This window comes from Arthrobacter sp. Y3221157 (assembly GCF_059089865.1).
This window is the reverse complement of the sequence record NZ_JBNHFD010000012.1, coordinates 42,195-68,854: the sequence shown is the minus strand read 5'-3', so window position 1 is coordinate 68,854 and position 26,660 is coordinate 42,195. Positions and strand designations below refer to the sequence as shown.

Here is a 26,660-nt window from a genome sequence, read left to right as displayed (position 1 = left end):
CACTGTCCAGATTCGAACGCGGCCTCACCCGCGACGACCAATTCTTCCAACGCTACTCAGACTGGCTCAACAACAATTGACAGCTATAGGAGCATCAAAGCAGCCTCTGCGCTGCGGCCTACTGGCTAATGGGCGGCATCGCCTTCCCGTTGAGCAGGCTCGCCGTCCCGTTTCGTTGGCCGGTATCCGGCGAGTTCGGCGCGGATGTCGCCTTCCTCGTGCCCGCCCTTCTTCTTTCCCATCGGCAGCGCCTTCAGCAACGGGTGCACAACAGCCATGACGAGCAGGCCCCACGCCAACCCGAGTACTGCCGAGCACAGCGTGTTCACGAGCCAGGCGAGGAAGCCGCCCACCACTGCAATCCCGGCAAAGGGTTTCTCAAGGACATGGACCAGGTCATACGGCGCGTGCCAGCCAAGATCGTGGGCTCCCTGCAGCATGATGTGGCCGCCAACCCACAGCATGGCGATGGTCCCGATGAAGGTGATCGCCGCCAGCACGGCGGGCATCCCCTTGACGAGCATTTCGCCAAAGCGCTTGGAGCCGGCGGAGTCCTTGGTGGTCAGGTGGAGGCCGATATCGTCCATCTTCACGATGAGGGCAACCGCGCCGTAAACAAGGACCGTGATGACGAGGGCCACCACTACCAGGATGAGCGCCCGGATCCAGATGGATTCAGCGGCCACCTCGTTCATCGAGATGACCATGATCTCGCAGGACAGGATGAAGTCGGTGGTGATGGCGCCCTTGACCACCTTGGCCTCGGCCCCCGGTCCGCGGTCAACCGCCGGAGAATCCTCTTCCGCGGTGTGGTGGCCGCGGATCTTGTGCCAGACCTTCTCCGCACCCTCATAGCAAAGGTAGGTGCCGCCCAGCATCAGGATGAACGGGATTGCCCACGGGGCGAAGGCGCTGATGAGCAGCAGGGCCGGCAGGATGACCAGGAGCTTGTTCCGGAGCGAGCCCCAGAAGATCTTCTTGATCATCGGGAGTTCGCGGGACGGGTCCCTGCCGGAGACGTACTGCGGCGTGACGGCGGCATCGTCGATGACGACGCCGGCAGCCTTGGCCCCTGCCTTGGCGGCGCCGGCCGCGACGTCGTCCACCGAGGCGGCAGCTATCCGGGCCAGGGCTGCGACGTCATCCAACAGGGCAACGAGACCGCCGCTCACAGTTCGCTCCCGCGCTTCCCGACGGCGGACTGCTGAGCGTGGATGCTTCGGTTGAGGCTCGTTATTGGCATGTTCGGAGTATACGTCCAGCGCATGACGGTAAAGGGATCCGAACAAGAACGAAGCAGCCAATGTTCACGCCGTTCATTGCGCTTTATGCTGGATCACAATCAAAACTACAACGTTGGAGAAATTGTGCCGGCTACACCTGCCACCGACGAGGCCATCGCCACCCTGGCTCCCCTGCGCCCCGACGCCTTCACGGTTCCCTACCGCGACCCGGTATGGGACGGCCCCACTGACCCCATCCTGGTGGCCGACCACCTCAGGGGCGAGTGGGTCCTGTTCTACACGCAGCGCCGGGCCACGAAAGCGGGCCTGACCGGCGTCGAATGGGTGCACGGTACGGGTATCGGCGTCGCGCGGTCATCGGATGGCGGTGCCACCTGGACCTACCAGGGCACCGTGGACGGGCTCACGCCGCCGGGAACTGAACAGCCTGCAACCCTCTGGGCGCCCGACGTCGTCCGTATCGGCGGCCAATGGATCATGTATCTTACCGTGCTGCCCGGAGTAAGGACTGACTGGACCGGGCAGGCGGGCATCGTGCAGTTCGCCAGCAAGGACCTGGAGCACTGGGAATACCTGGGTGCCATTGACCTGGACTCCCCGCGGGCCATCGATGCGGCCGTGGCGCGTTGCGGGGACGGCCGCTACCGTCTCTGGTACAAGGACGAAACCCGCGACTGCAACACCTACAGCGCGGTCAGTGACACGCCGGAGGACCCGGCATCGTGGGTCCTGGAAGGAGTCGCGATTTCCGGGCGCCCCCACGAAGGGCCAAGGCGTTCCGGATGGCCGGGGCGTACTGGATGATCGTGGACGAATGGCGGGGCCAGGCCGTCTACCGCTCTGAAGATGCCGCGGGCGGCTGGACCCGGCAGGAGCACCTGGACGGCCTCATCCTCACCGCACCTGAAACGGCAGGCGGCCGGCCCGTCGTCGGACGCCATGCGGACGTGGTGCCGCTTCCCGCCGGCGGGGACGGCGCGGAGCGGGCCCTGCTGGTGTACTTCACGCATCCGTACTGGGGCGGGGAGGACATCGGCAGCATGGAAGCGGACCCGCGCACGCGCCTGAGCCACGTCCGGGCGGCCGTCCTGGAAGTCCGTGACGGCGTCCTGGTGTGCACCGAACACTGAAGGCAGCACGCACGACAGCGGGCCAAACCCTGGAACTATAAGCCAGCTGCTGCCGGCACCGGTCCAGGGCTTGGCCCTCTGCCTGATTCGTGGGCGGGCCCAAGGCCCTGATGAAGCTAGCCGCGGTGCGGTGAGCCCAGCTCCACCGGGTCCTCGTCCGTCAGGTACGCCAGTTCGGAGTGGGCCGCGAGGTCGATGCCGCGCATCTCGTCCTCCGGCTTAATGCGCAGGCCCACGGTCTTGTCCAGGATCTTTGCCAGGACCCAGGTGATGCCGAACGAGTACGCCAGGACCGTGACCGTTGCCAGCGACTGCACGCCCAGGAGGTCCAGGCCGCCGCCGTAGAAGAGCCCGTTGACGGCGTTCGGGGCGGCGTCGGTGGCGAAGAGGCCGATCAGCAGGGTCCCGAGGATGCCGCCCACCAGGTGGACACCAACGACGTCGAGCGAGTCGTCGAAGCCGAGCCGGAACTTCAGCTCGATCGCAAGCGAGCACACGGCGCCGGCGATCAGGCCGATGGCAATGGCGCCCAGCGGGCTGACCGAGCCGCAGGCGGGCGTGATGGCGACCAGTGCCGAGACCAGGCCGGATGCAGCGCCCATGCTGGTGGCGGTTCCGTTGCGGAGCCGCTCAACGAGGGCCCACGCGAGGAGGCCGGCGGACGCTGCCACGGCGGTGTTCAGGAAAACCACCGACGCCGACTGGCCGGCAGAGAGTGCGGACCCGGCGTTGAAGCTGAACCAGCCCACCCACAGCAGGCCCGCGCCAACCAGGACCAGCGGCCGGCTGTGCGGCTTGGTGTGTTCCATCTGGGGCCAGCCCGAGCTCTTGCCCAGGACCAGTGCCAGGGCGAGGGCGGCGGCGCCAGCGTTCATGTGCACGGCCGTGCCGCCTGCGAAGTCGATGGCCTTGATGCCGCTGGCAATCCAGCCGCCAGTCACGCTGCCGTCCGCGGAGGAGAAGGCGAAGACCCAGTGCGCAATGGGGAAGTAGACGATGGTGGCCCAGATGCCGGCGAAGAGCATCCAGGCGCCGAACTTCATGCGTCCTGCCGCCGCGCCGGCCACCAGGGCCGTGGTGACGCAGGCGAAGAAGAGCTGGAACGCGGCGAACAGGATGACCGGGATGGACGCCCCCTCGTCCGCGGCCAGCAGCTGCCCCATGCCGGGGAACTCCGTGACGTCACCGATCAGCCCCAGGCCGCCCACGGAGTTCCCGAAGGCCAGCGAGTACCCAAACAGCGCCCACAGGACGGCGACCAGGCTGGCGCCGCCGAAGCACATCATCATCATGTTGAGGATGCGGCGCGAACCCACCATGCCCCCGTAGAACAGGGCCAGGGCGGGGATCATCATGCAGACCAGCGCTGCGCTGGCCAGAATCCAAGCGACATTTCCCGAATCCATTGGGAAACCCCTTTCGTGATGCGAGGAGAGAACGGAAATCGCCTGTCAGAGCCACTCCGGAGGAGGGACGCGGAGTCAGTACCACGTTCAGCGGAGGGCGGCTATTGCCGTCTGGATCCAACTGTATGGCGGGGGTTTTGAGCTGGGTTTCGGGTGTGTTAAATGATGGTTTCAGTCATCCACACCCGGGTTTCAGGGGCTACGCCACAGCTGCACTTCCCCGGCGCGGCTAAGCTGGAAAAACCCGGGCAGCTGGGCAAACCCTGCCAGCGGAAGGACAGAGACGGACATGGCGAGAGCGACAGTGCAGGACGTCGCCCGGACGGCGGGAGTGTCCGTAGGGACAGTATCCCGGGTCCTGAATGGCAGCCCCGCCGTGAGCGTAGCGAGCAGGGAAAAGGTGGCAGGAGCCATCCGCCAGCTCAACTACCGGCCGCTCGCCTCCGCGCGCGACCTGCGGCGCGACCGGACGATGCGCATCCTGGCGCTCGCCAAAAACCTCGACTCACCCATCATCAGCGAGGCCTTCCGCGGAGTGGGCGACGCAGCCGCATTGTCTGGTTATGTCAGCCTCATCGCGCCGACATCGGGCGACCCGGAGCGGGAGCAGCAGCTCGTGGACATGCTCCGCAACGGCTCTGTTGACGGGCTGCTGCTGTTCTCACCGACCATGCCGGACGACGACGTGGAGGCTTTGGCCGCCCAGCACAGTGTGGTGCAGCTGTGCGAAGTGGGGGACGCGGAGGCAGCGTTCGGAGTGTCCATCGATGACCGCCAGGCCGCCTTCGACATCACCCGGCACCTAATCGAAACCGGCAACCGGCGGCTTGCAATGATCGGCAACCGGGCCGCCCGCTCAGGCAGGCTGCGGGAGGAAGGGTTCCGCAGTGCTGCAGCAGAAGCAGGCCTGCCGCCCGCTCACACGCTCTTCACCGACGGCGGGTTCGACTTCCATGCCGGGCGCCGCCTCGCCAGGGAACTGCTAACCCTGGACCCGCTGCCGGACGCCGTCTTTTGCGGCAGCGACACCGTGGCCGCCGGCTGCGTCCGGGAAATTACTGATGCCGGCCTCAACGTGCCCGGCGATATTGCCGTTGCGGGTTTTGACGACTCGATCCAGGCGGAGATGTGCGTTCCGGAGCTGACCACCATCAGGCAGCCGGCGTACGACATGGGCCGGCTTGCGTTCGAGGCACTTTTCGACCGCATGACCGGACCGGCGGAACCTCGCCGGGGGCGCACCTTCCTTCCCCATGAGCTGGTGGTGCGGGAATCGACGGCCCGATAAAAAGGGTTGACAGTGGAGAGCAGGCACTGAAAGAATTTTGGAATCGATTCCAACGTTATCCAGACTCGCTCGTCGCCCCTCGTGGAATCGATTCCACCATGAACCGTAAAAGTCCCGATCCTAAGGAAGCACACCCTTGAACAACCAGCAGCCCGTCGGCCAGCAGGCAGCCACGCCGGCCGCAGCACCTGTTCCAGAACTGAGGGTCGGCGTCGTCGGCATCGGCTGGGCCGGGCAGCAGCACCTGAAGGCCTACGGTGCGCTTCCAGGCGTACGCATTGTGTCGCTGGCCGGCATGGAACAGGACCTCCGCGAGTCACTCCAGGCCGAGTACGGCATTCCGCACGGGTTTGCGGACTGGCAGGAGATGCTGGACCACGGCGGGCTGGACGCCATCAGCGTGGCAGTGCCCACCTTCCTGCACGCACCCATCGCCGTTGCTGCACTTGAGCGGGGCCTGCACGTCCTGAGCGAAAAGCCCATCGCGCGCAACGCCGCCGAGGGCCAGGCCATGGTGGATGCCGCCCGCAAAGCCAGTCGGGTCCTGGACGTCGCCTTCAACCACCGCCGCCGCGGCGACATCCAGGCGCTCAAGCAGGTCATCGACGACGGCGGCCTCGGGCGCCCCTACTACGCCAAGGCATCATGGCTGCGCCGTTCCGGCATCCCCACGCTGGGCAGCTGGTTCACCAACCCCGAACTCGCCGGCGGCGGGCCCCTGGCCGATATCGGCGTCCACGCACTGGACTACGCCCTGCACCTGCTGGGCGAACCCAAGGTGCTGGCAGTGTCCGCCGCCACCCACTCCGAGCTGGGCCCGCAGGGGCGGGGCGGCGGAAGCGCCTACTCAGCCCTGGCTTCAAGCCACGCCTTCGAGGTGGAGGACTTCGCATCCGCCTTCCTCCGGCTCGAGGGCGGCGGAACGCTGCTCATCGAGGCCAGCTGGGCGACGTACCGCGAAACCGACGACCTGCTGGACTTCACCGTCTACGGGACCGACGGCGGCGCCGACCTCAAGGTGCAGGGCGCACCCTTCCCGCCCGTCGGCCAGCTCCGGGTGTTCACCGACAAGGACGGGGAATCCGCCGATTATGTGCCACCGGTCCTCCCGGGCCGGGCGCATGATGCCGTGGTGGAGGACTTCGTGACAGCCGTCCGCGGCGGCCCGGAGGCCTGGCGCGGGCATGACGGCTCGCTGGCCCTCTACCGGGCACATATCATCGACGCGTGCTACCTGTCGGCGCGCGAGCAAAGGGAGGTTCGTCTCTAATGGGTGAAAAGCTGAGGATCCTGGTCTGGAACGAAGGTGTCCACGAGGTTAACAACGAGCCGGCCCATATCGGGGAGATCTACCCCGACGGCATCCACGGCGCCATCGCAGCAGGCCTCCGCCCCTTTTACCCGGAGTCGGAGATCACGACGGCGGTCCTCGCCACCGACGACCAGCATGGGCTCAGCGAGGAGGTGCTTGCCGAAACGGACGTCCTCCTCTGGTGGGGCCACATCGCCCATGACCAGGTGGGAGACGCCGTCGTCGAGCGCGTCCAGCGCCACGTTCTGGGCGGGATGGGACTGATCGTGCTCCATTCGGGGCACTTCGCAAAGATCTTCACCCGGTTGCTGGGCACCAGCTGCTCGCTGGCGTGGCGGAACGAGGGCGAACGCGAGCTCGTGTGGACCGTGAAGCCGTCGCATCCCATCGCCGAGGGCGTGGACAGCCCCATCGTGATCCCGGAACAGGAGATGTACGGCGAGCTGTTCGATATTCCCGACCCCGACGACCTGATCTTCATCAGCTCGTTCGCCGGCGGCGAGGTGTTCCGTTCCGGCGTCACGTTCACCCGCGGCAAGGGACGCATCTTCTACTTCAGCCCTGGCGACCAGGAATACCCGGTGTACCACCACCCGCAGATCCAGCGCGTCCTGGCGAACGGCGTCCAATGGGCTGCCCAGCCCGGACTGGACCGCTCGGCACCCGCCGTGACCAATCCCGCGCGGGACTGGTTCGCGGAGCGCTAGGAAGACAAGTTGCGGGTTTCCCCATAGCCGCCCCGCGCCCCAGCGGGTACAACTGAGAGATGACTTCCTCAGCGCTGGTGCTAGGTCCCATGATGCGGTTCGTGGATGAGACGACGGCGAGCATCTGGGTGGAAACCCGCGACTCTTCCCAAGTATCCGTGCAGGCCGGCGGCAGGGAATGGACGGCTTCAACCTTTGCCGTGCACGGGCACCATTACGCCCTGGTTGACGTGGATGGACTTGAGCCTGGAACGGTAACGCCGTACACGGTGGAGATCAACGGACGCCAGGTATGGCCGGAGCAGGAGCCTGGTTTCCCGCCGCCGGTGATCGCCACGCTCAAGCCGGGCAAGCCGCTGCGGCTGGCGTTCGGTTCCTGCCGGACCAGCGTCCCCCATGATGCCTCCGGCAACCGCAGTCATGGCGTGGACGCCCTGCGCGCGTACGCCATGGACCGGAGCTCGAACGGAAAGGAACCCTGGCCAGATCTGGTGGCATTCCTCGGAGACCAGGTCTACGCCGATTCCACCAGCGACCAGATGCAGGAGTTCATCAAAGCGCGGCGGGACATTAAGGCGCCTCCCGGCGAGGAGCTCAAGGACTACGAGGAGTACGCCCACCTCTACTACCTGGCCTGGTCCGACCCGGCCAACAGGTGGCTGCTGTCCACCCTGCCCAGCGCCATGATCTTTGACGACCATGACATCCGGGACGACTGGAACGCGTCGCGGAGCTGGCGGGAGGAAATGCAGACCGCCAGCTGGTGGCGTGGGCGAATCGTAGCCGGGCTGGCGTCCTACTGGGTCTACCAACACCTCGGGAACCTTTCGCCGCAGGAGCGCGCTGCGGATCGCCTCTGGCAGAAAGTTGCCGCTCACAGCGGCAGCGGGGAATTGGACCTCAGCGCCGAGCTGGACACCTTTGCGGCGCAGGCAGACCAAGACCCGGAGGCTTACCGGTGGAGTTTTTGCCGCGACTTCGGTGACACCCGGCTGATCGTGGTTGATTCCCGTGCCGCTCGGAACCTGGCACCGGACCGCCGCGCCCTGCTGGATGACGCAGAGACCGCCTGGCTGGACGACCGGATGCAGGGCGGCTTCCGGCACCTGCTGGTGGCCACGTCCCTGCCGTTCCTGCTGCCGATGGGCCTGCATCACCTCGAATCCTGGGACGAGGCTGTTTCGGAGGGCGCGTGGGGGAAACGCGCGGCCCGCGCCGCCGAGAAGCTGCGCCAGGCCTTCGACTTGGAGCATTGGGCAGCCTTCCAAAAGAGCTTCCGGCAAGTGGCGGCGATGGCCATGGAGGTGGCAGACGGCCGGCGCGGCCCGGCACCGGAGACGGTGACCTTCCTTTCCGGCGACGTGCACTTTTCCTACGTCTCCGAAGTGGAGCGGAGCGAAGGCAGCAGGATCATCCAGGCGGTCTGCTCCCCCATCCGTAACCCGCTGCCCCGGCTCCTGCGGTCCTTCGGCGCTGTCATGTCCTACGGCCTGGCCGCCCCCGTGGGCGCCGCCATTGCCCGCTCGGCCAAAGTCCAAGCGCCGCCGTTCCAGTGGTCCGGCATCAAGGGCCCGTGGTTCGACAACAACCTGGCCAGCCTCGAGGTGGTGCCCGGGGGGCTGAAGCTATGGTGGCAGAAAGGCGTGGTGGACGGCGGGGACAACCTTCACCCCAGGCTGGAACGCGTGGCGGAGATTACCGTCGCTTCCCGCCGCGCCGGGGAGCCTGCCAGGGAACGGGGTTAAGTCCCGCCTGACGCCTGGCGCCGCAACCGTGCCACGAGCGTGGCGGCGAGCATCGCCGTCGTCAGTTCCAGTCCGATAACCAGCAGCAGTCGGCTACTGCTGGTCACCTCAAAAGCGGACGACGGCACTCCCCCGCCGTGGGCGTGCCCCGCACCTCCCGCGCCCAGCAACAGGACCGCGTGCAGGCCGGCCATCGCCACGGCGGCGGCAGCCACCCGGTGGAGTGCCCCCACTCTTCCGTGGCGCCAGATGTGGACGGTGCAGGGGACACAGACGGCGGCGAGCGCCACCATCAGGAGTCCGAGCCAGACGCCGTGCCCGCCGGAAGCGGCCACCCACACATGCACCAGGCAGGACGCCGCAGTGACCAGCGCGCACAGCCGGGAATGAAGTCCCCGGCTAGTGGCAGGAGCCACCGCTGGTGCCTTCGCTGTTGCACGCCGACGCCGCGTTGACGTTGGCGGGCACGTCCAGGACCGGGCTGCGGTCGAAGAAGCCTTCGGGGCGGAGCTTGAAGCCTACGGTGTCCACGGGCATGATGGGCCAGTCCTCCACCCGCGGGAAGTGCGTCAGGCCGAAGGTATGCCAGACCACGATGTCCTGGCCGTCGATATCCCGGTCCTGGGCCACGTACCCGGGCAAGCCGGCGCCGCCGGCGTGCTGATTGACGAAGTCGCCCGTGGGGTACCGCTCCTCCTCGGCGTAGCGGGTGACCCAGAGGTCCTTGGTGGCGAATGCTGCGCGGCGGGCAATCGAGGATTCGGGGTCGGCGAGCAGGGTGGGCTGGTTGTGGGAGTGGAGCTTGTAGCCCACCGGCTCGCCCAGGCGGTTGCGGGACCCGGGGTTGGAAATAATCCAGGTCCGTCCCACCCGGGCATCAGCTTCCCGGACGGCGCCGGACTCGCGGGCCAGGACGGTGCGTTTGCGGGAGAAGGCGTTGCCGCGTTCGTTGCCCGGGCCCATGGCCTGGCGAGCCACGTCTTCTTCCTCCACCCGGTTGCTGAAGCCGTCGATTGCCATGTCCAGCCGCGCGCTGAACAGGTGCTGGTGGAACGGGGCCCCCAGGCCGGGGGCGAGCTGGGAGATGTTGTCCGAGCCACCTTCGGGGAAGGCGGAGGTGAAGACGACGCCGGTTGCCTTGGCCTCGAATTCGATGGTGCCGTCCAGGTAGAGGTACCAGTAGAAGCCGTAGTCGTAGTTGCCAATGGTGGTGAAGAAGGAGATCACCAGGCGGCGGTTGCGCCGGGTGTAATTGACGCCGCTCCACAGGTCACTGTGCTTGGACAGGATGCCCCAGTCCTCCTCGTGCATGCAGATCCCGTTCCGGATCTCGCGCGGGTTGCCGAAGGCGTCGCTGATGACCGGGCTGAGGTAGGTGATGTCGCCCAGGCAATCGCAGCCCAGCTCCAGGGAGTTGGCGTACTGGCCCACCAGGTACTCGCCGGTATCGAAGTAGTTCTGCCAGGACCGGACGGGCGACGGATCGCCGTACGGGACCACCATCTCGGCGATGGAGGCCCGGTTGATGATCGGCCGCAGCCTGTCACCGTCCCGGAACCCCAGGTTGTGCAGGACTACGCCCTCGCGGACATCGAAGCCCACGTCCACGCTCCACTTTTCCCACTCCACGTGGTTGCCGCCGGTGACGGTGAAGCTGGGGCCTTCGGGCTGGGTGATGTTGATGGGTTTCTGGGTGGTGCGGAGCGGGCCGGTCAGCTCCGGATCGGTGTAATTGCCGTGCTCCGCGGGGATGGGCATGGCGCCCAGGTCGATCACCTGCGTGACCTCCTTGTTCACCACGTCCACGTAGGCCACCAGGCCGTCCACGGGATGTGCCCACGCGCTGTCCTCGGGGAAGTCCTGGACGAACGCCAGGCCCCGCAGGATCCGCCGGCCCTTCTCATCGGCATATTCAAAGACGCCCGCCGAAAGCGGCGCCACACGCACTTTTTCAACATTCAGGCCCCGGTCCTCCAAAGCGTTAAGCCAGCGTGTGTCGGTGGCAAGGAGGGACTCCACCAGCTCGAATTCCTCCTCAAGGACCGGCAGTTCGCCGGTCACCGCGGTATCGAGTTCGACGGCGGACAGCACCTTTTGCTGCGTGACCGAGACGATCACGTCGCGCGGCACCGCGCCGGAGACATCGTGGACAAAGACCCGGAAGCGGCGGTCCGCCCCCTCGGGTGCCGCGCCACGCGGTGGCTCCAGGAGGCCCAAGTAGGCGATCCGATGCTGTGGTTCCAACTGGCCAGCTGCCTGCAGGATGGAACGTACTGCAAGGATTTCCGGCGCCGTTGCCAGGCTGAAGGGGGATGCAGTGTGGGTTGGTGCAAGAGTCATGGTGAAACCTTTGTCCAGGCCGCAGTCGGCCGCTGGTGGTTTATTTTCTATAGTTGTAGAGAATAAACGAACGTAACATGGCTCACAAGAGTCTGAGCGAAATATTTCCCGGGAGTGCCAGCGGTGCCGAAGATAGTTGACCATGACGAGCGCCGGCTGGAGCTCGTTGACGCCACGTGGCGGATCATCGCCCGGCAGGGCCTCGAGGGGGCTACCATGCGCGAGATCGCCATGGAGGCCGGGTTCGCCAATGGCGCGCTGAAGCCCTACTTCCCCACCAAGGACACCCTCCTGGAATTTGCCTTCGGCCACGTCTTCAACCGGACCAACCAGCGGATTGCACAGGTGACTGCGGGCAAGAACGGGATGGAAGCCCTGCGGGCCTTCTGCCTGGAGGTACTGCCCCTGGACGAGGAGCGCGTCAATGAAGCGCGGATCGTGATCCCGTTCTGGCAGAAGGCCGTCAATGACGCCCAGAAAGCGCAGATCCACCAGCAGTCGATGGCCGCGTGGCTGGACACCATCCAGCGATTCCTGTCAGAGGCGCGCGAAGCCGGCGACGTCGGTGCCGCCGTCGACGATTCCATCCTGGCCGGCCAGCTCCTCAACATGCTGCTCGGCGCCCAGATAGAGGCGGCGCTTGCCCCGGAAGGCGCGGCCGACTTTGGCCACGCCGCCCAGCTTGACGGCTACCTCACCCTGCTAGCCGCATGACGGCGCAGATGATCCCCGCGGACATCGAGACGCCGGGCATCCTTGTCGACCTGGACATCCTTGACCGGAACATCGCCCGCATGGCGGATACCGTTCGGGCCAAGGGACTCATCCTTCGGCCCCATGCCAAGACGCACAAGATCCCTGAGATTGCTGCCCGCCAGCTTGCCGGGGGCGCCACGGGGCTGACGGTCGCCACCATCGGGGAGGCTGAAGTCTTCGCCGATGCCGGCGTGGATGACCTTTTCATCGCCTACCCTTTGTGGCTGTCCGACCGGAAGGCCGGACGGCTCCGTGACCTCGCTGGAAGGGCGGAACTCACCGTGGGTGTGGATTCCGCGGAAGGTGCCGCCCGGCTTGGCCAGGGACTGGGGCCGGCGGCGGGAAACGTCAGGGTGCTGGTGGAGGTGGACAGCGGCCATCACCGCAGCGGCGTACGCCCGCAGTCTGCAACGGAGGTTGCCCGGGCAGCATCCAACGCCGGGCTGGACGTTGCGGGCGTGTTCACTTTTCCCGGCCACAGCTACGCTCCGGGCATGCCGGCCGAGGCGGCGGCGCAGGAGCAGGAGGCACTGCAGCTCTCGGCGGAGGCCCTGGCGGCAAGCGGGTTCACGGCAAGGGTGCGTAGCGGAGGATCCACACCTACTGCGCTGCTCACCGGAAATTCCGCCGCCACGGAGGTCCGTCCGGGCGTCTACGTTTTCGGCGACGCCCAGCAGCTTGAGCTGGGACGCTGCGCCCCGGAGGATATTGCGCTCACGGTGGCAGCCACCGTGGTGAGCCACCATGCGGTGGAACCCGGCATGACGCCCCGCTTTATCGTCGACGCCGGCAGCAAGATCCTCGGCAGTGACAAGCCCGCCTGGGCCACCGGTTACGGGCGGCTGCTCGATCATCCGGAGGCGAGGATCACGGCCCTTTCGGAGCACCACGCCACCGTGGAGTGGCACAGCCCGGAAGGACCGCCGGCGCTGGGCGGACGGCTGCGCGTCATCCCCAACCACGTGTGCCTGGCCATGAACCTGGTGGACGATGTGGCCGTCGTCAGCAACGGAAGCCTGGTGGAGCGCTGGCGCGTGGCGGCCCGCGGCAGGAACACCTAACCCGCCAGCCGGCAGGGAAGTCTTTTTTCGCCAACTGTTGAAAAAAGATTGGTGCGGCATTAGCCTGAGTGGACTGTGTTCCACGACACAGTCCCGGGGGAAGTCAGATGGCCGTCCGTCGTCGTCAGGATCATCCATGCCAGCACATAGCCCGTCGCGGTCCGCCGGGCAGCAGCTCACGTCCCGCACCGCCACATCCTTTGACCACTGGAAGCACCTGGTGGCCGAGTCCTTCGTGCCCCTGGCCGCCAGCACCGCGGACGTGGACGGTTTCCGCGGACAGATGCGCTCCCGCGTGCTGGACCGCATGTCCATCGTGGAAGTCACTGCCACGTCGCACGAGGTGCACCGCACGCCGGCGCTGATTGCCCGGGCCGGCGAGCGCTACTTCAAGCTCAACCTCCAGCTGGAGGGCACCGGCCTGCTGATCCAGGACAACCGCGAGGCAGTCCTCCAGCGGGGCGACCTTGCCATCTACGACACCAACCGCCCCTACACCCTCACCTTTGAAGAGCAGGCGCGGATGATGGTGGTGATGTTCCCCTGCGACGCCCTGTCCCTGCCGCCGGACTACGTGGGGCAGCTCGCCGCCGTCCGCATGGACGCCACCGGCCTCAGCGGCATCGTGGGGCAATTCATCCGCCAGCTCTCGGAGAACCTGGAGGTCCTGAACGGTCCCAGCGGCTCCCGCCTGGCAACCAACGCCCTGGACCTGGTCTCCACCATGCTGCACGCCGAGATGGACATGACCCCGGACCGGATGAAACCGCAAGCGCTCCTGGCTGTATCCATCCGGGAATACATCGAGGCCAACTTATCGGATCCTACGCTGTCACCGGCCAGCATTGCCGCGGCGCACTTTATCTCCACAAGGCACCTGCACAACGTCTTCCACGAATCCGGCATCACAGTGGCCAACTGGATCCGAAGCCAGCGGCTGGAGGGCGCGCGCCGTGACCTGCGGGACCCGCTGCACGCGGGACAGCCGGTGGGCGCCATCGCCGCCCGGTGGGGAATCCTTGATGCCGCGCACTTCAGCCGGACCTTCCGGGATGCGTTCGGCGTCTCCCCCAGCGACTGGCGGCGCGGCGGCTAGGCTACACCGCGTCCGCTAGATCAGGCCCTGCGCCAGCATGGCCTCGGCCACTTTGACGAACCCGCCAATGTTGGCGCCCAGGACATAGTTGCCCGGCTCGCCGTACTCGTCGGCGGTGGCAGCGCACCGGTGGTGGATTCCCACCATGATGTCCGTCAGCCGCTCCTCCGTGTGCTCAAAGGACCATGAGTCCCGGCTGGCGTTCTGCTGCATCTCCAGCGCCGAGGTGGCCACACCGCCGGCGTTGGCGGCCTTGCCGGGGCCAAAGAGCACCCCTGCCTCCTGGAAGACTGCCACGGCGTCCCGGGTGGACGGCATGTTGGCCCCTTCACCCACCGCGAGGAGGCCGCCCCGCACCAGCCTCGCGGCAGCGCCGCCGTCGAGCTCGTTTTGCGTGGCGCAGGGCAGTGCCACGGTGGCATCGACGTCCCACACTGAACCGGCGTCAACATAGGAGACGCCGGGGCGGCGGACGGCGTAGTCCTTGAGCCGGCCGCGTTCCACTTCCTTGACCTCGCGCAGGAGCCCGACGTCGATCCCCGCCTCGTCCACGATGTAGCCGGAGGAGTCGGAGCAGGCCACCACAGTGGCGCCCAGGGACTGCGCCTTGGCGATGGCGTTGATGGCCACGTTGCCCGAGCCGGACACCACCACGCGCTGGCCGTCGAACGAGGTGCCGCGGGTCTTCAGCATTTCCTGCGTGAAGATCACGGTGCCGAAGCCCGTGGCCTCCGGGCGGACCAGCGAGCCGCCCCAGGAGATCCCCTTGCCGGTCAGCACGCCGGATTCATACCGGTTGGTAATGCGCTTGTACTGGCCAAAGAGGTAACCGATTTCGCGCCCGCCCACGCCGATGTCGCCTGCCGGTACGTCCGTGTACTCGCCAATGTGCCGGTACAGCTCGGTCATGAAGGACTGGCAGAACCGCATCACCTCGGCGTCACTGCGGCCGCGCGGGTCAAAGTCGGACCCGCCCTTGCCTCCGCCGATCGGCATCCCGGTGAGGGCATTCTTGAAGATCTGCTCGAAACCCAGGAACTTTACGATGCCCAGGTAGACGGACGGGTGGAACCGCAGCCCGCCCTTGTAGGGACCCAGCGCCGAGTTGAACTCCACCCGGAAGCCCCGGTTGATTTGCACCCGCCCCGCGTCATCGGTCCACGGCACGCGGAAGATGATCTGGCGCTCGGGTTCGCAGAGGCGCTCCAGGATGGCGGCGTCGAGGAATTCAGGGTGCCGGTCATGGACCGGGCCGAGGCTTTCAAAGACCTCCACCACCGCTTGGTGGAATTCCGCCTCGCCGGGATTCCGCGCCAGGACGGTGTCCCGAATGGCCTCCAGCCGTGCATCCATGAACTGCTTCCTTGCCTGTTCTCCCGGCGCGCCGGCGGTTTCGGCACTACAAAAGTTGATACTTCAACTTATACGATTATGACAGGCGGCCTGTAGCCAGCGGCGCGGATTCAGCCTAATATCCGGATTGTGACATTCCAATTCCGCCTTGTGAAAACATGCCCGACTTATGCGAACCGCCGGACGGCCTTCTGATGGCCGACATCTGCCTGCTGCTCTCCGGGGCAGCACTCCTGATCAACGGCCTGGGAACACTGGGGTTCCTTCCCCGCCGGGACGCCGGGGCCTTCAGCCTCCTGGTGGGCTGCACCCAACTGGCGCTCGGCATCGCCTGCCTGGCGGTAGGCGGCACTGCGCCGCTGACCGTCGCGGGGATGTTCCTGTTCGGCACCACCTACGCCTACGTGGGCCTGGATGTCCTGCTGGGCCTTGGATCCAAGGGCGTCGGTTGGTTCTGCGGCATGGTGGCCGCCGTCGGACTGGTCCTCGCCGCAGCCTGGCTGGGCACCGACTCGCTGCTGGCTGTCCTGTGGCTGTGCTGGTCCATACTGTGGGGCCTGCTTTTTGCCTCCGCGGCCCTGGGCCTCACGCGCCTGGATCCGCTGGCCGGCTGGAGCCTGGTGTTGTCCAGCCAGGTCACGGCAACGGTTCCGGCCCTCCTGGGCCTGACCGGGCTGTGGCCTGCCGGGGGCGGCGTGGCGGGCGCTGCGGCGGTGCTGCTCGCGGGGGTCTTCGTGCTGGCACACAGGCTGGCCCGCCGGGGAGCTCTTGCTCCCCCGCGGGCCAGTGAAAAGCTGGCTCCCGGCCCTGCCGGGCAGGCGCCCTAGAGGCGGCTGCTTCCCAGGTTCTCGGCTGCCTGCCGGCGCTGCACCTGCCCCTCGACCAGCACGCCCGCCACGTAGACGGCGGGGACGGCCACCAGCAGGGCCACCGCGGTTTCGGTGCTGCCGCCGATCAGCGCGGTGAAGTTGCTGACCACCAGGAACAGAATCCACGCCAGCAGGAGGGCGGCGAGCGCCGGAGCCACCAGGGTCTGCCACGGCTGGCCTGTGATGCGCTCCCGGCGGAAGAACCCGACGACGGCCACCGAGCAGAGGATGTACAGCACCAGCAGTGCCGCAACTGCCAGCCCGCTGAACCAGGAGAAGAGGCTCAGCACGGGGTCGAGGCCCAGGAGGGCGAAGGGGGCCACGAGCACGACGGCGGCGCCGGTCTGGATCCACGCTGCCACGGCCGGGGCGCGGTGCCGGTTGGTCCTGGCCACGGCTGCAGGCATGGAGCCATTCAGGGCCAGGGAGTGGAGGTACCGGTTGATGCCGTTGTGGAAGGCGATGATGCCGGCCAGCAGCGACGTGACCAGCAGGACGCCGGTCACCACACCGGCCCACGGGCCGAAGAGTTCCACCATGGGCCCCAGGACGAAGACGGTGGCGTCCCCTGATTCCAGTGCCGCCCCGGCAGCATCCATCACCTGGGAGGGGCCGTAGTAGCTGACCAGCATCCAGGAGATGAAGGAAAAGAAGACGGCGATGACGCCCACGGAAAGATAGGTGGCACGGGCAACGGTGCGGTGCGGATCCTTGGCTTCCGCCGAATAGATCGCCGTGGATTCGAAACCGAACATGGACGCCACGGCAAACATGATGGCCACGCCGGGAGCTCCGGCGCCGATTGCCGCCGGCGAGAAGGACGCCGCAAGCTCAAGGCCCTCCGGTCCCCCGCCGCGGAACAGCACGGTGAAGCCGAACAGCAGCAGCACCGCGACCTCCAGGCCCACCAGCAGGGCCAGGAGCCGGGCACCGAGTTCGATGTTCAGCGACCCGAGGACCTGGACGCCCGCCATGGTGGCCAGGGCCAGCAGCCACCACGGCACCTCAAGTCCCATGGAGGCCAGCAGCCCGGAGAACACGGCCCCGTAGAGCCCGTACATCGCGGCCTGGACGGTGTTGTAGGCCAGCAGCGCCAGCCAGGCGGCGCCGGCCCCGGTCCGCCTGCCGAACGCGGCGGTGATGTAGGCATAGAAGGCGCCGTTGGCCTGGATCCTGCGGCTCATGGCCACGAAGCCCACCGCGAAGATGACGATCACGATGCCCACGATGAGGTAGGCGCCCGGGGCACCGGCACCGTTGCCGAGCGCTGCGGCGAGCGGCGAGGCGCCCACGATGCCGGTCAGGGGCGCCTGCGCCGAAAGGACGAAGAAAAGGATGCCCAGCACGCCGATGCTGCCGGCTCGGAGGGCAGTGGAATGCTCCTTGGCCGGAGCGTCAGTGGTCCGGGACTCGGAATTGGAAATACTCATTGGATCCTCTTAGCGGTCATGAGTTGGGGGAATGGCTGTGGAGTTCAGCTTCGCAAAGGACGTCCGGAGCGCTTTGTCCTGCAGCGATCAGTTGTTGTCGGTCAGCGCAGCGCCGCGCGGAGCGGCCAGCAGGAAAGCGGCCCGGAGCGCCGCCTCCATGCCGCTTTCGATGGCGCCGTCAATGAAGCCGCCCCACCCGTTGGCGATGTCCGAGCCGGCGAAAAGCACATTGCCGTGCGGTGCCTGCAGCGCAGCCAGGGAGGTGGCGAGGAAGCCGGTGCGGTGCATGGGCCAGGTTTCGCCCGCGAGCGGGTCAGCCACCCAGTCGTGCGTCGCGACGTCGACGACCTCGAGTCCGGGGACCAGGCGTTCCAACTGCGCCTGGACGGACGCCGGGTGGCCGGCGTCGATCCTGGCGGCGTCCGGACCGAAGCCGACGGCGATTGTGTCGCCGTCGAGCGCGTACTCCACCTGGAAGAAATTCAGCGGACAGTCTGCGTTCCCCAGTGCCACAAAGGGCGGGTGTTCACCCCGCAGCCGAATCCAGACCTTGACGCCCTTCGAGACCTGGCCACGGGCTGCGCCGTCCGCCTTGGCGGCCGGCAGCGGCGGCTCGAATGCCACCGCGTGCAGGGCGTGCAGGGGGACGGTGACGACGGCGGCTTTGGCACTGATGGTGCGGCCGTCAGCACTGCGGACGGTGACGCAAGTGCCGCCGTCGGTGATGCCCGCCACCTGGAAGCCGTAGTGGATGGACGCGCCGGAGTCCTGCAGGATCGCTTCTGCGAGGGCAGCAGTGCCGCCGTCGATCTTGTAGGTGGCACAGGCCTCGAAGTTGACGGCCCAGTCACCGTTGGTGAGCGCAACCCAGCGCAGGGCCTGGGTGAGTGCGGCGTCCTCCAGCGGACCGTTGAAGTTCAAAGTCCAGAAGGATTCCAGGATGTCCCGGGCGGCCCCGGGCGGGAACTGCTCCCGGATCCGGTCCAGGACGGATACGTCGTCGATCTCTTTGAACGAGTCCTGCCCCAAGGGCTGGAAGGGTTGGGGGAAGTAGGTCCGGGCGTCCTTGACGAAGTGGCTGTTGTGGCGGCCAATCAACTCCAGCAAGGTGGCGGGTGAACCTTCGTGGCGGCCGCCGTCGGCCCACCAATAGGCTCGCTGGGGCTCAGGACTGGGCATTGTGCCGATCCCGTAGCGCTTCAATTCGGCCCAGACGTACGGCTGCGTCCAGTGGACCCAGGTGCCGCCGATCTCCAGGTCGCCGCCAAGGCGGCTGTCCAGCCACGTCCTGCCGCCAATGCGGTCCCGGGCTTCCACGATGTGCACGGCGAAGCCTCGCCGGGTGAGCTCCCGCGCCGCCGTGAGTCCTGCGAAGCCGGCACCCACCACAATGACGTCCACGTTTGCGTGCTCCATGGCCGTTCCTACGAGTAGACGAAGAATTCGACGGTGGGCGCCAGCACTGACCAGCGGGTCCTGGCGCCCTTGTTGAAGGAGGCTGAACTTCCGGCCGTGAGGTCGTAGGCCTCGCCGCCTTCCACCTCGATCCGCAGGTGCCCCTCAATGATGTGGATGGTTTCGTCGGCCTCCATCGCGAGGTCGAAGGGTTCCGGCGCTTCGACCGGATTGACGTGCCAGTACCCGCAGGCGAGGGCGGGGCGGTCCCCCTCGCCAAAACGGCGCACCCACTGGACCTGGCCCAGTTCGAAGGGCTCGCTCTTGGCGGGATCCAGGGTGGATGAGGTGGTGAAGGCAGGTGACAGTGACATGGGTGCTCCGGAAATGATGGGGCGGGCTCGCCGCCGGAAGAGTGGAAAAGGCGGTGCGCATGTGACTGGCATCACCGCTGGAGCAATCTAAGCAATTGCTTAGTTTTAAGTCAATAGCCCCGCTGGGCTACGGAAGAGCTCGCTAGAATCGACGGCATGGCCTCTTCACCCTCCCGCGCTGCCGCTTCCTCCAAATACGGCACCGGACGCGAGGCCCTGCTCCGCGCAGCGGTGCACGTGGTGGCGCACAAGGGCCTCCGGGGCATGACGTACCGGGCGGTGGCCGAGGAGGCAGGGGTCAACAACAGCCTGGTGGCCCACCACTTCGGATCCCGGGACGCGCTGATCGCGGCGGCCCTGGGCTGGGCTTCTGAGCAGTCCATTGCCGCCTCCCGTTTGCAGGAGGCTGCGCAGCAGGAGGACACCCTCACCGAGGCCCTGATGGCGCTGCTGCTCGCGGAGCCCGAACTGCAGGTTTTCCAGTACGAGATGATCCTGGAGGCGCGGCGGCGCCCTGAGCTGGCGGGGCCGGTATCCGAGCTCTATGAGAGCTACGTCAGCGCCCTGGCGGAAGGGCTGGAAGCGTTCGGGGTGGGTGGACCGGTGCGGGTGGTGGCCAGGGCGCTTTTCGCCGCCCTGGATGGCCTTGTCCTCCAGTTCCTGGCCGGCGTGGACCGGGAAGAGATCGCAGCCGCCCTGGAGGAAGTGCACCAGGTGATCATCCTCCGCCGGGACGGGCCGGCAGGGAGCGCCGGTTCTTAACGCAAATGCCCCTGTCGGACGCCAGTTGGCGTCCGACAGGGGCATTGAGCAGTTGTTGCGGCCGGGACCGTCCGGCTAGCGGAGCACCACGGTCCTGTTCCCCTGCAGGATGACCCGTCCTTCGCAGTGCCAGCGGACAGCGTTGGACAAGGCCTTGCATTCGGTGTCGCGGCCGGCGGCCACCAGGTCCTCCGGACCGTAGGTGTGGTCCACGTCCACCACCTGCTGGGAGATGATGGGTCCCTCGTCCAGCTCGGCGTTGACGTAGTGGGCGGTGGCGCCCACGGTCTTGACCCCGCGCGCGTAGGCCTGGTGGTACGGCTTGGCGCCCTTGAAGCTGGGCAGGAACGAGTGGTGGATGTTGATGGCCCTGCCATCCAGCTTGCGGGTCAGGTCGTCGCTGAGGACCTGCATGTAGCGGGCCAGCACCACCAGCTCGACGTCCAGTCCGTCCACCAGCTCCATCAGCCGGGCTTCGGCCTCGGGCTTGGTGTCAGCCGTGACCGGGATGTGGTGGAACGGGATGCCATGCCACTCCACCAGTGCCTGGTGGTCCCGGTGGTTGGACACCACGGCCACCACGTCCACCGGCAGCTCGCCGATCCGTGCCCGGAACAGCAGGTCGTTCAGGCAGTGGCCGAACTTGGACACCATGATCAGCACCCTGCGCTTGGAGCCTTGGCGTTCCAACTGCCACCGCATGCCAAACTTTTCGGCCACGGGGGCAAACGAGTCCCGCAGGACCTGCAGCGTGGAGTCGTCCCCCTCGGAGACGAAATGCACGCGCATGAAGAAGTGGCCCTCGGACCGCTCCCCGAACTGGTTGTTGTCGATGATGTCGCAGCCGTGTTCCAGCAGGAAGCCGGAGACGGCGTGGACGATGCCCGGCCCTTCGGGGCAGTCCAGGGTGAGGACATGCTCCACATTCGTGGGCGTCTTCGGGGCGGGGACGGAGGTTTCAGTAGCAGTCATGGCTCAGCACTCGATCACATTCACGGCAAGGCCTCCGCGGGAGGTCTCCTTGTACTTGGTTTTCATGTCAGCTCCTGTGTCACGCATTGTCTTGATGGCCTTGTCCAGCGAGACCTTGTGGCTGCCGTCCCCGTGCAGGGCCAGCCGGGCCGCGTTAATGGCCTTGACGCTGGCGATGGCGTTCCGCTCGATGCACGGGATCTGCACCAGGCCGCCCACGGGATCGCAGGTCAGGCCCAGGTTGTGCTCAATCCCCACCTCGGCGGCGTTTTCCACCTGGGCGGGCGTTCCGCCCAGCACCTCGCAAAGGCCGGCGGCGGCCATGGAGCAGGCCGAACCCACCTCGCCCTGGCAGCCTACCTCGGCGCCCGAAATGGAGGCGTTCGTCTTGAAGAGGATTCCGACGGCGGCCGCCGCCAGCAGGAAGCGGACCACGCCGTCGTCGTCGGCTCCCGGAACAAACTTCACGTAGTAGTGCAGCACGGCCGGCACGATCCCGGCGGCACCGTTGGTGGGGGCCGTAACGATCCGTCCGCCGGCGGCGTTCTCCTCGTTCACGGCGAGGGCGAACAGGTTCACCCACTCCATGGCGAGCAGCGGGTCTGCCGGGGCCTGGACGGGCGACGGCGTTGCTGCCGCGGCTTCCGCGCTGGCCGCGGAGGCCGTCAGGGTGCGGAACAGGGCGGGCGCGCGGCGGGGCACTTTCAGCCCGCCGGGCAGGATGCCCTCGGCGTTGCAGCCGTTCTGCACGCATTCGCGCATCACGGCCCACAGCCCCAGGAGCTTTTCCCGGAGCTCGGCCTCGGTCCGCCAGGTCAGCTCATTCGCGAGCATCACGTCGGAGATGGACATGTTTTCGCGGCTGCAGATCTCCAGCAGCTGGTCCGCGGTGCTGAACTGGTAGGGCAGGACGGTGTCATCCGCCACCACCTTGTCCGCGCCCTCTGCGTCGCCGTCGACTACGAAGCCGCCCCCAATTGAATAGAAGCTCCGCTCGCTAAGCACGGACCCGTTGTGGTCAAGGGCCCGGAATGTCATGCCGTTGGGGTGCGCCGGAAGGGACTTGCGCCGGTGCAGCACAACGTCCTCGTCCCAGTTGAAGTCCACCCGGTGGGTGCCGGCAACGTGGAGTTCAGCGTCCAGGGCGGCCGCCGCCACCTGGTCATCGGCCGTGAAGGTGTTCACGGTTTCCGGTTCCAGGCCCTGCAGCCCCAGGACAACGGCCTTGTCGGAGCCGTGCCCCCGCCCGGTGGCACCGAGCGAACCGAACAGTTCCGACTGGACGCGGACGGTGGAGCTGAGCTGCCCGTCAGCTTTCAATCCGTCGGCGAACTGCTTGGCCGCCCGCATCGGGCCCACCGTGTGTGACGACGAGGGCCCGATGCCAACGGAAAACAGGTCAAGGACGCTGAGCGCCATTAGGGGACCTCGGGCGACGCATACTCCCGCATGGCGTCCAGGAGCCACCGGCCCAGGAATTCGGCGAAGGACGCCCGGGGGAAGATCCGGAAGGAGTCCTCACCCGTCTTCCACAGGATCGTGGGGATGTTCGCGATCTCGGTGGAGTAGGCGGTCCCGGCCTTGAACTCCCGGGGGTGCAGGTCCAGCGAGCAGCCCTTCTCGAGGACGGCCCGTGCCCGGGGGCCGCTCAACTCGAAAGTGGTCCGGTTGGCGGAGAGGTCCACCACCTGGCCCTGGCCGTCGGCCAGGGCGTCCTGCAGGGCCTGGATCAGGTCGCCGCCCAGGGACTCGTGCGCCTCGGTGGGGGCAACCACCAGGAACTCGCCCGGTCCCAGCCAGAGGACCGAGATATCACCGTTGGCCACGACGCCGCCGCACTCGGCGGGCAGGCCGCCGGTGACCGAAGCGAGCCGCTGCCCGGCTTCGGAGCCGGCGTCAGCCCGGAGTCCCACCAGGGTGAGGAAGGGCCGCTCGGACAGTTCCACCGTGCCCGCCAGCGAGCCGGCCGCGAAGGCCTCACGCAGCTGCGCTGCCGGGCTGATGCGGACGGAGAGGTTCTTTTCCGCGGAGCTCTGGGCGGGGGATGCTGCTGTTTCAGCCATCTTTACGGGTCCCTTCGGAGTCAAAAAGCACTGTTTCTGCCACAACCACGTCCACCAGCTGGTCGCCGGCGGCGGCCACCAGGGTTTCGCCGATGCGGTTGCGGCCGTTCTTGATCAGGGCCAGGCCGAACGACCGGCCCAGTGCTGCGCTGTGGTAGCTGGAGGTGACGAAGCCCTCCATCGGCACGGGCCCGTAGGCCGGGTTGGTGGAGCGGCCCTTTTCCACCAACTGGGTGCCTTCGGGCAGCCGCAGCGTGCCGTCCACCGGCAGGACGCTGACCAGGTGCTTGCGGTCTTCGCGCTGCTGGTCCACCCGGGAGTAGGAGCGCTTGCCGATGAAGTCCTTGGCCTTGGAGACGATCCATTCCATGCCCGCGTCCTGCGGGGTGACGGTGCCGTCGGTGTCCTGCCCCACGATGGGGTAGCCCTTTTCGGCGCGCAGCACGTGCATGGTCTCGGTGCCGTACGGGGTGATGTTGAACTCGGCACCCGCAGCGGCCACCGCTTCCCAGGTGTTGAGCCCGTACCAGGTGGGAACGTTGATTTCGTAGGCCAGTTCACCGGAGAAAGAGATCCGGCAGACCCGGGCACGGACGCCGGAAGCGAGCGTGGTTTCCCGGAACGTCATGAACGGGAAAGCCTCGGTTTCCAGGCCACCGTTGGCAGCGAGTTCCGGTGCCAGCTTCGCGATCACGGCGCGGGACTTCGGCCCGACGACGGCGATGGTGCTCCACTGTTCGGTCACCGAGGTGCAGTGCACGTCCAGTTCCGGCCATTCGGTCTGCAGCCACTCCTCCAGCCAGTCCAGCACCTTGGCGGCACCGCCGGTGGTGGTGGTCATGAAGTAGCGGTCCTCGTCGAGGCGGAGCGTGACGCCGTCGTCGAAAATCATGCCGTCCGGCGTGCACATGACGCCGTACCGTGCCGAACCCGGGGCCAGCTTCTTGAACGCGTTGGTGTAGACGCGGTTCAGGAACTCGCCCGCGTCCTTGCCGCGGATCTCGATCTTGCCCAGGGTGGTGGCGTCCATGAAGCCCACGGACTCACGGACTGCGGCGCATTCGCGCAGCACGGCTGCGTCCATGTCCTCGCCGGCCTGCGGGTAGTACCAGGGCCGCTTCCACTGTCCCACGTCCTCGAACAGGGCGCCCTTGGCCACGTGCCACGGGTGGATGGACGTGATGCGGGCGGGATCGAAGAGTTCGCCGCGCTGGCGGCCGGCCAGTGCCGCGAAGGCCACCGGGGTGAACGGTGCGCGGTACGTGGTGGTGCCGATGTCGCCGATGCCGCGGGATGCTTCGCCGGCCGTGCGGAGTGCCGCGGCGATGACACCAATGGCGTTGACGCCGGAGGTCTTGCCTTGGTCGTTGGCGGTGCTGATCGAGGTGTAGCGCTTCACGTGTTCAACGGAGCGCATGCCGGCTCCGGTGGAGCGCAGGACGTCGGCCACGGACTGGTCGCGCTGGAAGTCCACGAAGTGGTGGTGCCAGTCGTCCGGGGTACCGTTCTCCCCCGGCACCAGCCACAGCTGGCGGGTGGGGGCGGCGGCCTTTGGCTCACCCAGCGGGGACGGCTCGACGGCGGAGCTGAAGCCGGCGGCGATGGCTGCGGACGCACCGGCGGAAATGCCTTCGGCGAGGCAGTCCTGGGTGGCGAAGGAGCCGCGGCCGGAGCCGATGGTCTGCTGGTTGGGGACCACGGTGCTGGGCACGAACGCGGCGAGGTCCTCGTCCCAGCGCAGCTTGCCCTGGCGCTGGGAGTGCAGGTGCACCAGCGGGCTCCAGCCGCCGGACACGGCCAGCAGGTCGCAGGCCAGCTGCTCGACGCCCGAGGTGAGTTCGCCGTCGTCGTTGAGGCTGCGGATGGTGACGCCGTTCAGGCGGCCGTCCGCGTCTGCCGAGGTGTTGGCAACGGCGCTGCCGATCAGCACCCGGGTACCTGCCTCGACGGCAGCGGCTGCCACCGGCGAAATCTGCGCCCGGGCGTCCACGACGGCGGCTACCTTGACGCCGGCAGCCTGGAGGTCGGCGGCCAGGGCGTAGGCGCTGTCATTGGTGGTGCTGATGACCACGCGCTGGCCGGCAGCCACCGCGAAGCGGTTCAGGTAGCTGCGGACGGCCGAGGCGAGCATGATGCCCGGGCGGTCGTTGTTCTCGAACACCAGCGGACGCTCGTGGGCGCCGGGGGCCAGCACAACCTGCTGGGCACGGATGTGCCAAATCCGCTGGCGGGACACGCCGGGAGCGGCGGGGCTGGAGAGGTGGTCGGTGCGGTTCTGCACGGCAATGACGTAGTTGGCGTCGTAGGCGCCGAACGCGGTGGTGCGGTTCAGGACGGTGGATTCGGCGCCGGAGACCAGTTCGGCCTCCACATCGGCAACCCATTCCAGTGCTGGTTTGCCCTCGATAGTCTCGGCAAGCTCCGGCGAAGTGGAGCCGGAGAGCAGCGAGCCGCCCAGCTCGGGCTGGTCGTCCAGCAGCATGACGCGGGCGCCGGTGCGGACGGCTTCGCGGGCGGCAGCCAAGCCGGCGGGGCCGCCGCCGATAACCAGGACGTCGGTGTGGACGTACTTCTTGTCGTACTCGGCGCGGTCCTCGTCCGGATCCAGCCGGCCCAGTCCGTTGAGCAGTTCGACCTTCAGGCCGTCCACCAGGGACACGGTGGTGGCGGGCAGCATGGACTCGGCCACGTGGCCCGGGAAGCGGGGAGCGATCTTGACCAGGGCGTTGGGTTCCTCCACGCCGGCGGCCAGGATGCCGCGGGGGCGGTCCTCGTAGAGCGAGCTGCCGACGGCGACGCGGCCGTTGGCGAGCAGTGCGGAGGCGAGCGTGTCCCCGGGGTGGCCGGTGTATTCCTCACCGTCGACGGTGAAACGCCAGGAGATGGTGCGGTCGATGCGGCCGCCGGTTGCGAGGCGGGTGTTCTGGGAAGTCACTGGGCTGCTCCTTCCGGGGCTGCAGGGGTGGCGGGGGAAATGCTTGTGCCGGAGATGTCGGGTGCGGCGGTCCCGGTGGTGGTGCTGTCGGCGGCGGTGCTGGCAGTACCGGATTCCGGGGTCTGCTTTCCGGCCAGGTCCGGCCGGGGCGTGCCCATGGGGTAGATGGCCTTGATGTCATAGCTCACGGTGTCGCGGAGCATGTTGAACCATTGGCGGCACCCGGTGCTGTGGACCCACCGCTCGGCGAAGGTGCCTTTGGTGTTTGCGCGGTAGAAGAGGTACCGGGACCACTCCACGTCGTTCAGTTCGTTCGGGTTTTCGGGGTAGGCCACGTGGGCCTGGCCGCCGTAGTGGAATTCGGTTTCATCCCGGGGGCCGCAGTTGGGGCATGAGATCAGCAGCATGTGCGTTGTCTTTCT

General features: G+C 67.2%; 24 protein-coding genes. 11 read left to right on the top strand and 13 right to left on the bottom strand.

From position 1 onward, the window contains the following. Window positions 1-125 precede the first annotated feature (125 nt). Window positions 126-1,172, bottom strand: coding sequence for a DUF808 domain-containing protein (locus tag AC5RTT_RS05945; RefSeq protein ID WP_494144431.1), 1,047 nt, complete (start codon window positions 1,170-1,172; stop codon window positions 126-128). A 195-nt stretch (window positions 1,173-1,367) separates the two neighbouring features. Between AC5RTT_RS05945 and AC5RTT_RS05940 the strand changes: the two genes are divergently transcribed. Beyond that, a complete protein-coding gene (locus AC5RTT_RS05940) occupies window positions 1,368-2,048 on the top strand; it encodes a glycoside hydrolase family protein (RefSeq protein WP_494144430.1) in 681 nt (226 codons plus the stop codon). After that, window positions 2,027-2,374 (top strand): hypothetical protein, encoded by a 348-nt coding sequence (locus AC5RTT_RS05935; RefSeq protein WP_494144429.1) that lies wholly within the window; start codon window positions 2,027-2,029, stop codon window positions 2,372-2,374. Before AC5RTT_RS05940 ends, AC5RTT_RS05935 begins: the two co-directional genes overlap by 22 nt. A 116-nt stretch (window positions 2,375-2,490) precedes the next feature. Here the strand turns inward: AC5RTT_RS05935 and AC5RTT_RS05930 are convergent, their stop codons facing one another. Then, window positions 2,491-3,780 carry an ammonium transporter gene (locus tag AC5RTT_RS05930; RefSeq protein WP_494144428.1) on the bottom strand — a complete coding sequence of 430 codons (1,290 nt, stop codon included), beginning with the start codon at window positions 3,778-3,780 and terminating at the stop codon, window positions 2,491-2,493. Window positions 3,781-4,069: 289 nt separating this feature from the next. Here AC5RTT_RS05930 and AC5RTT_RS05925 point away from each other — a divergent pair, with 289 nt between their 5' ends. The 4 genes from AC5RTT_RS05925 (at window position 4,070) to AC5RTT_RS05910 (ending at window position 8,832) form a co-directional block, all read left to right on the top strand. Next, complete coding sequence (locus AC5RTT_RS05925; RefSeq protein ID WP_494144427.1) at window positions 4,070-5,068, top strand: LacI family DNA-binding transcriptional regulator; 999 nt, start codon at window positions 4,070-4,072, stop codon at window positions 5,066-5,068. Window positions 5,069-5,204: 136 nt separating this feature from the next. Further along, complete coding sequence (locus tag AC5RTT_RS05920; RefSeq protein WP_494144426.1) at window positions 5,205-6,338, top strand: Gfo/Idh/MocA family protein; 1,134 nt, start codon at window positions 5,205-5,207, stop codon at window positions 6,336-6,338. Further along, on the top strand, window positions 6,338-7,087 hold the full coding sequence (locus tag AC5RTT_RS05915) for a ThuA domain-containing protein (protein WP_494144425.1): 750 nt from the start codon (window positions 6,338-6,340) through the stop codon (window positions 7,085-7,087). Before AC5RTT_RS05920 ends, AC5RTT_RS05915 begins: the two co-directional genes overlap by 1 nt. 59 nt (window positions 7,088-7,146) lie before the next feature. Next, the gene (locus AC5RTT_RS05910) at window positions 7,147-8,832 is read left to right on the top strand and encodes an alkaline phosphatase D family protein (protein ID WP_494144424.1); all 1,686 of its coding nucleotides are present in this window, start codon (window positions 7,147-7,149) and stop codon (window positions 8,830-8,832) included. Here the strand turns inward: AC5RTT_RS05910 and AC5RTT_RS05905 are convergent. Then, complete coding sequence (locus AC5RTT_RS05905) at window positions 8,829-9,248, bottom strand: hypothetical protein (RefSeq protein ID WP_494144423.1); 420 nt, start codon at window positions 9,246-9,248, stop codon at window positions 8,829-8,831. The genes AC5RTT_RS05910 and AC5RTT_RS05905 overlap by 4 nt on opposite strands. Further along, entirely contained in the window at window positions 9,232-11,172 is a 1,941-nt protein-coding gene (locus AC5RTT_RS05900) for a primary-amine oxidase (RefSeq protein ID WP_494144422.1), read from the bottom strand. The genes AC5RTT_RS05905 and AC5RTT_RS05900 overlap by 17 nt, the downstream gene beginning before the upstream one ends. Window positions 11,173-11,295: 123 nt before the next feature. On the opposite strand from AC5RTT_RS05900, the gene AC5RTT_RS05895 reads away from it, so the two are divergent. From AC5RTT_RS05895 to AC5RTT_RS05885, 3 genes are all read left to right on the top strand, one after another. Continuing rightward, window positions 11,296-11,886 carry a TetR/AcrR family transcriptional regulator gene (locus AC5RTT_RS05895; protein WP_494144421.1) on the top strand — a complete coding sequence of 197 codons (591 nt, stop codon included), beginning with the start codon at window positions 11,296-11,298 and terminating at the stop codon, window positions 11,884-11,886. Next, the gene (locus tag AC5RTT_RS05890; protein WP_494144420.1) at window positions 11,883-12,989 is read left to right on the top strand and encodes an alanine racemase; all 1,107 of its coding nucleotides are present in this window, start codon (window positions 11,883-11,885) and stop codon (window positions 12,987-12,989) included. The genes AC5RTT_RS05895 and AC5RTT_RS05890 overlap by 4 nt, the downstream gene beginning before the upstream one ends. Before the next feature lie 136 nt (window positions 12,990-13,125). Beyond that, window positions 13,126-14,085, top strand: a complete 960-nt coding sequence (locus AC5RTT_RS05885) for an AraC-like ligand-binding domain-containing protein (RefSeq protein ID WP_494144419.1) — start codon at window positions 13,126-13,128, stop codon at window positions 14,083-14,085. A 15-nt stretch (window positions 14,086-14,100) separates the two neighbouring features. Here AC5RTT_RS05885 and gdhA read toward each other — a convergent pair whose 3' ends face one another. After that, the gene (gdhA, locus tag AC5RTT_RS05880; RefSeq protein ID WP_494144418.1) at window positions 14,101-15,438 is read right to left on the bottom strand and encodes an NADP-specific glutamate dehydrogenase; all 1,338 of its coding nucleotides are present in this window, start codon (window positions 15,436-15,438) and stop codon (window positions 14,101-14,103) included. Between the two features lie 194 nt (window positions 15,439-15,632). Between gdhA and AC5RTT_RS05875 the strand changes: the two genes are divergently transcribed. Further along, entirely contained in the window at window positions 15,633-16,265 is a 633-nt protein-coding gene (locus AC5RTT_RS05875; protein ID WP_494144417.1) for an AmiS/UreI family transporter, read from the top strand. Here AC5RTT_RS05875 and AC5RTT_RS05870 read toward each other — a convergent pair. The 3 genes from AC5RTT_RS05870 to AC5RTT_RS05860 form a co-directional block, all read right to left on the bottom strand. Beyond that, on the bottom strand, window positions 16,262-17,737 hold the full coding sequence (locus tag AC5RTT_RS05870) for an APC family permease (RefSeq protein WP_494144416.1): 1,476 nt from the start codon (window positions 17,735-17,737) through the stop codon (window positions 16,262-16,264). The two genes, AC5RTT_RS05875 and AC5RTT_RS05870, sit on opposite strands and share 4 nt — an antisense overlap. 87 nt (window positions 17,738-17,824) lie before the next feature. Next, a complete protein-coding gene (locus tag AC5RTT_RS05865; RefSeq protein WP_494144415.1) occupies window positions 17,825-19,153 on the bottom strand; it encodes a flavin monoamine oxidase family protein in 1,329 nt (442 codons plus the stop codon). An 8-nt stretch (window positions 19,154-19,161) separates the two neighbouring features. Beyond that, a complete protein-coding gene (locus tag AC5RTT_RS05860; RefSeq protein WP_494144414.1) occupies window positions 19,162-19,506 on the bottom strand; it encodes a cupin domain-containing protein in 345 nt (114 codons plus the stop codon). A 156-nt stretch (window positions 19,507-19,662) separates the two neighbouring features. On the opposite strand from AC5RTT_RS05860, the gene AC5RTT_RS05855 reads away from it, so the two are divergent. Beyond that, window positions 19,663-20,268, top strand: a complete 606-nt coding sequence (locus AC5RTT_RS05855; protein WP_494144413.1) for a TetR/AcrR family transcriptional regulator — start codon at window positions 19,663-19,665, stop codon at window positions 20,266-20,268. Window positions 20,269-20,343: 75 nt separating this feature from the next. Here the strand turns inward: AC5RTT_RS05855 and purU are convergent, their stop codons facing one another. From purU to AC5RTT_RS05830, 5 genes are read right to left on the bottom strand one after another with little or no spacing between them, the layout of a single operon-like run. Then, complete coding sequence (purU, locus tag AC5RTT_RS05850) at window positions 20,344-21,240, bottom strand: formyltetrahydrofolate deformylase (RefSeq protein WP_494144412.1); 897 nt, start codon at window positions 21,238-21,240, stop codon at window positions 20,344-20,346. A gap of 3 nt (window positions 21,241-21,243) precedes the next feature. Beyond that, entirely contained in the window at window positions 21,244-22,659 is a 1,416-nt protein-coding gene (locus tag AC5RTT_RS05845) for an L-serine ammonia-lyase (RefSeq protein ID WP_494053447.1), read from the bottom strand. Then, a complete protein-coding gene (locus AC5RTT_RS05840; RefSeq protein WP_494144411.1) occupies window positions 22,659-23,303 on the bottom strand; it encodes a sarcosine oxidase subunit gamma in 645 nt (214 codons plus the stop codon). The genes AC5RTT_RS05845 and AC5RTT_RS05840 overlap by 1 nt, the downstream gene beginning before the upstream one ends. Then, window positions 23,296-26,238, bottom strand: a complete 2,943-nt coding sequence (locus tag AC5RTT_RS05835; protein WP_494144410.1) for a sarcosine oxidase subunit alpha family protein — start codon at window positions 26,236-26,238, stop codon at window positions 23,296-23,298. The genes AC5RTT_RS05840 and AC5RTT_RS05835 overlap by 8 nt, the downstream gene beginning before the upstream one ends. Next, a complete protein-coding gene (locus tag AC5RTT_RS05830) occupies window positions 26,235-26,645 on the bottom strand; it encodes a sarcosine oxidase subunit delta (RefSeq protein WP_494144409.1) in 411 nt (136 codons plus the stop codon). Before AC5RTT_RS05830 ends, AC5RTT_RS05835 begins: the two co-directional genes overlap by 4 nt. Window positions 26,646-26,660: the final 15 nt, after the last annotated feature.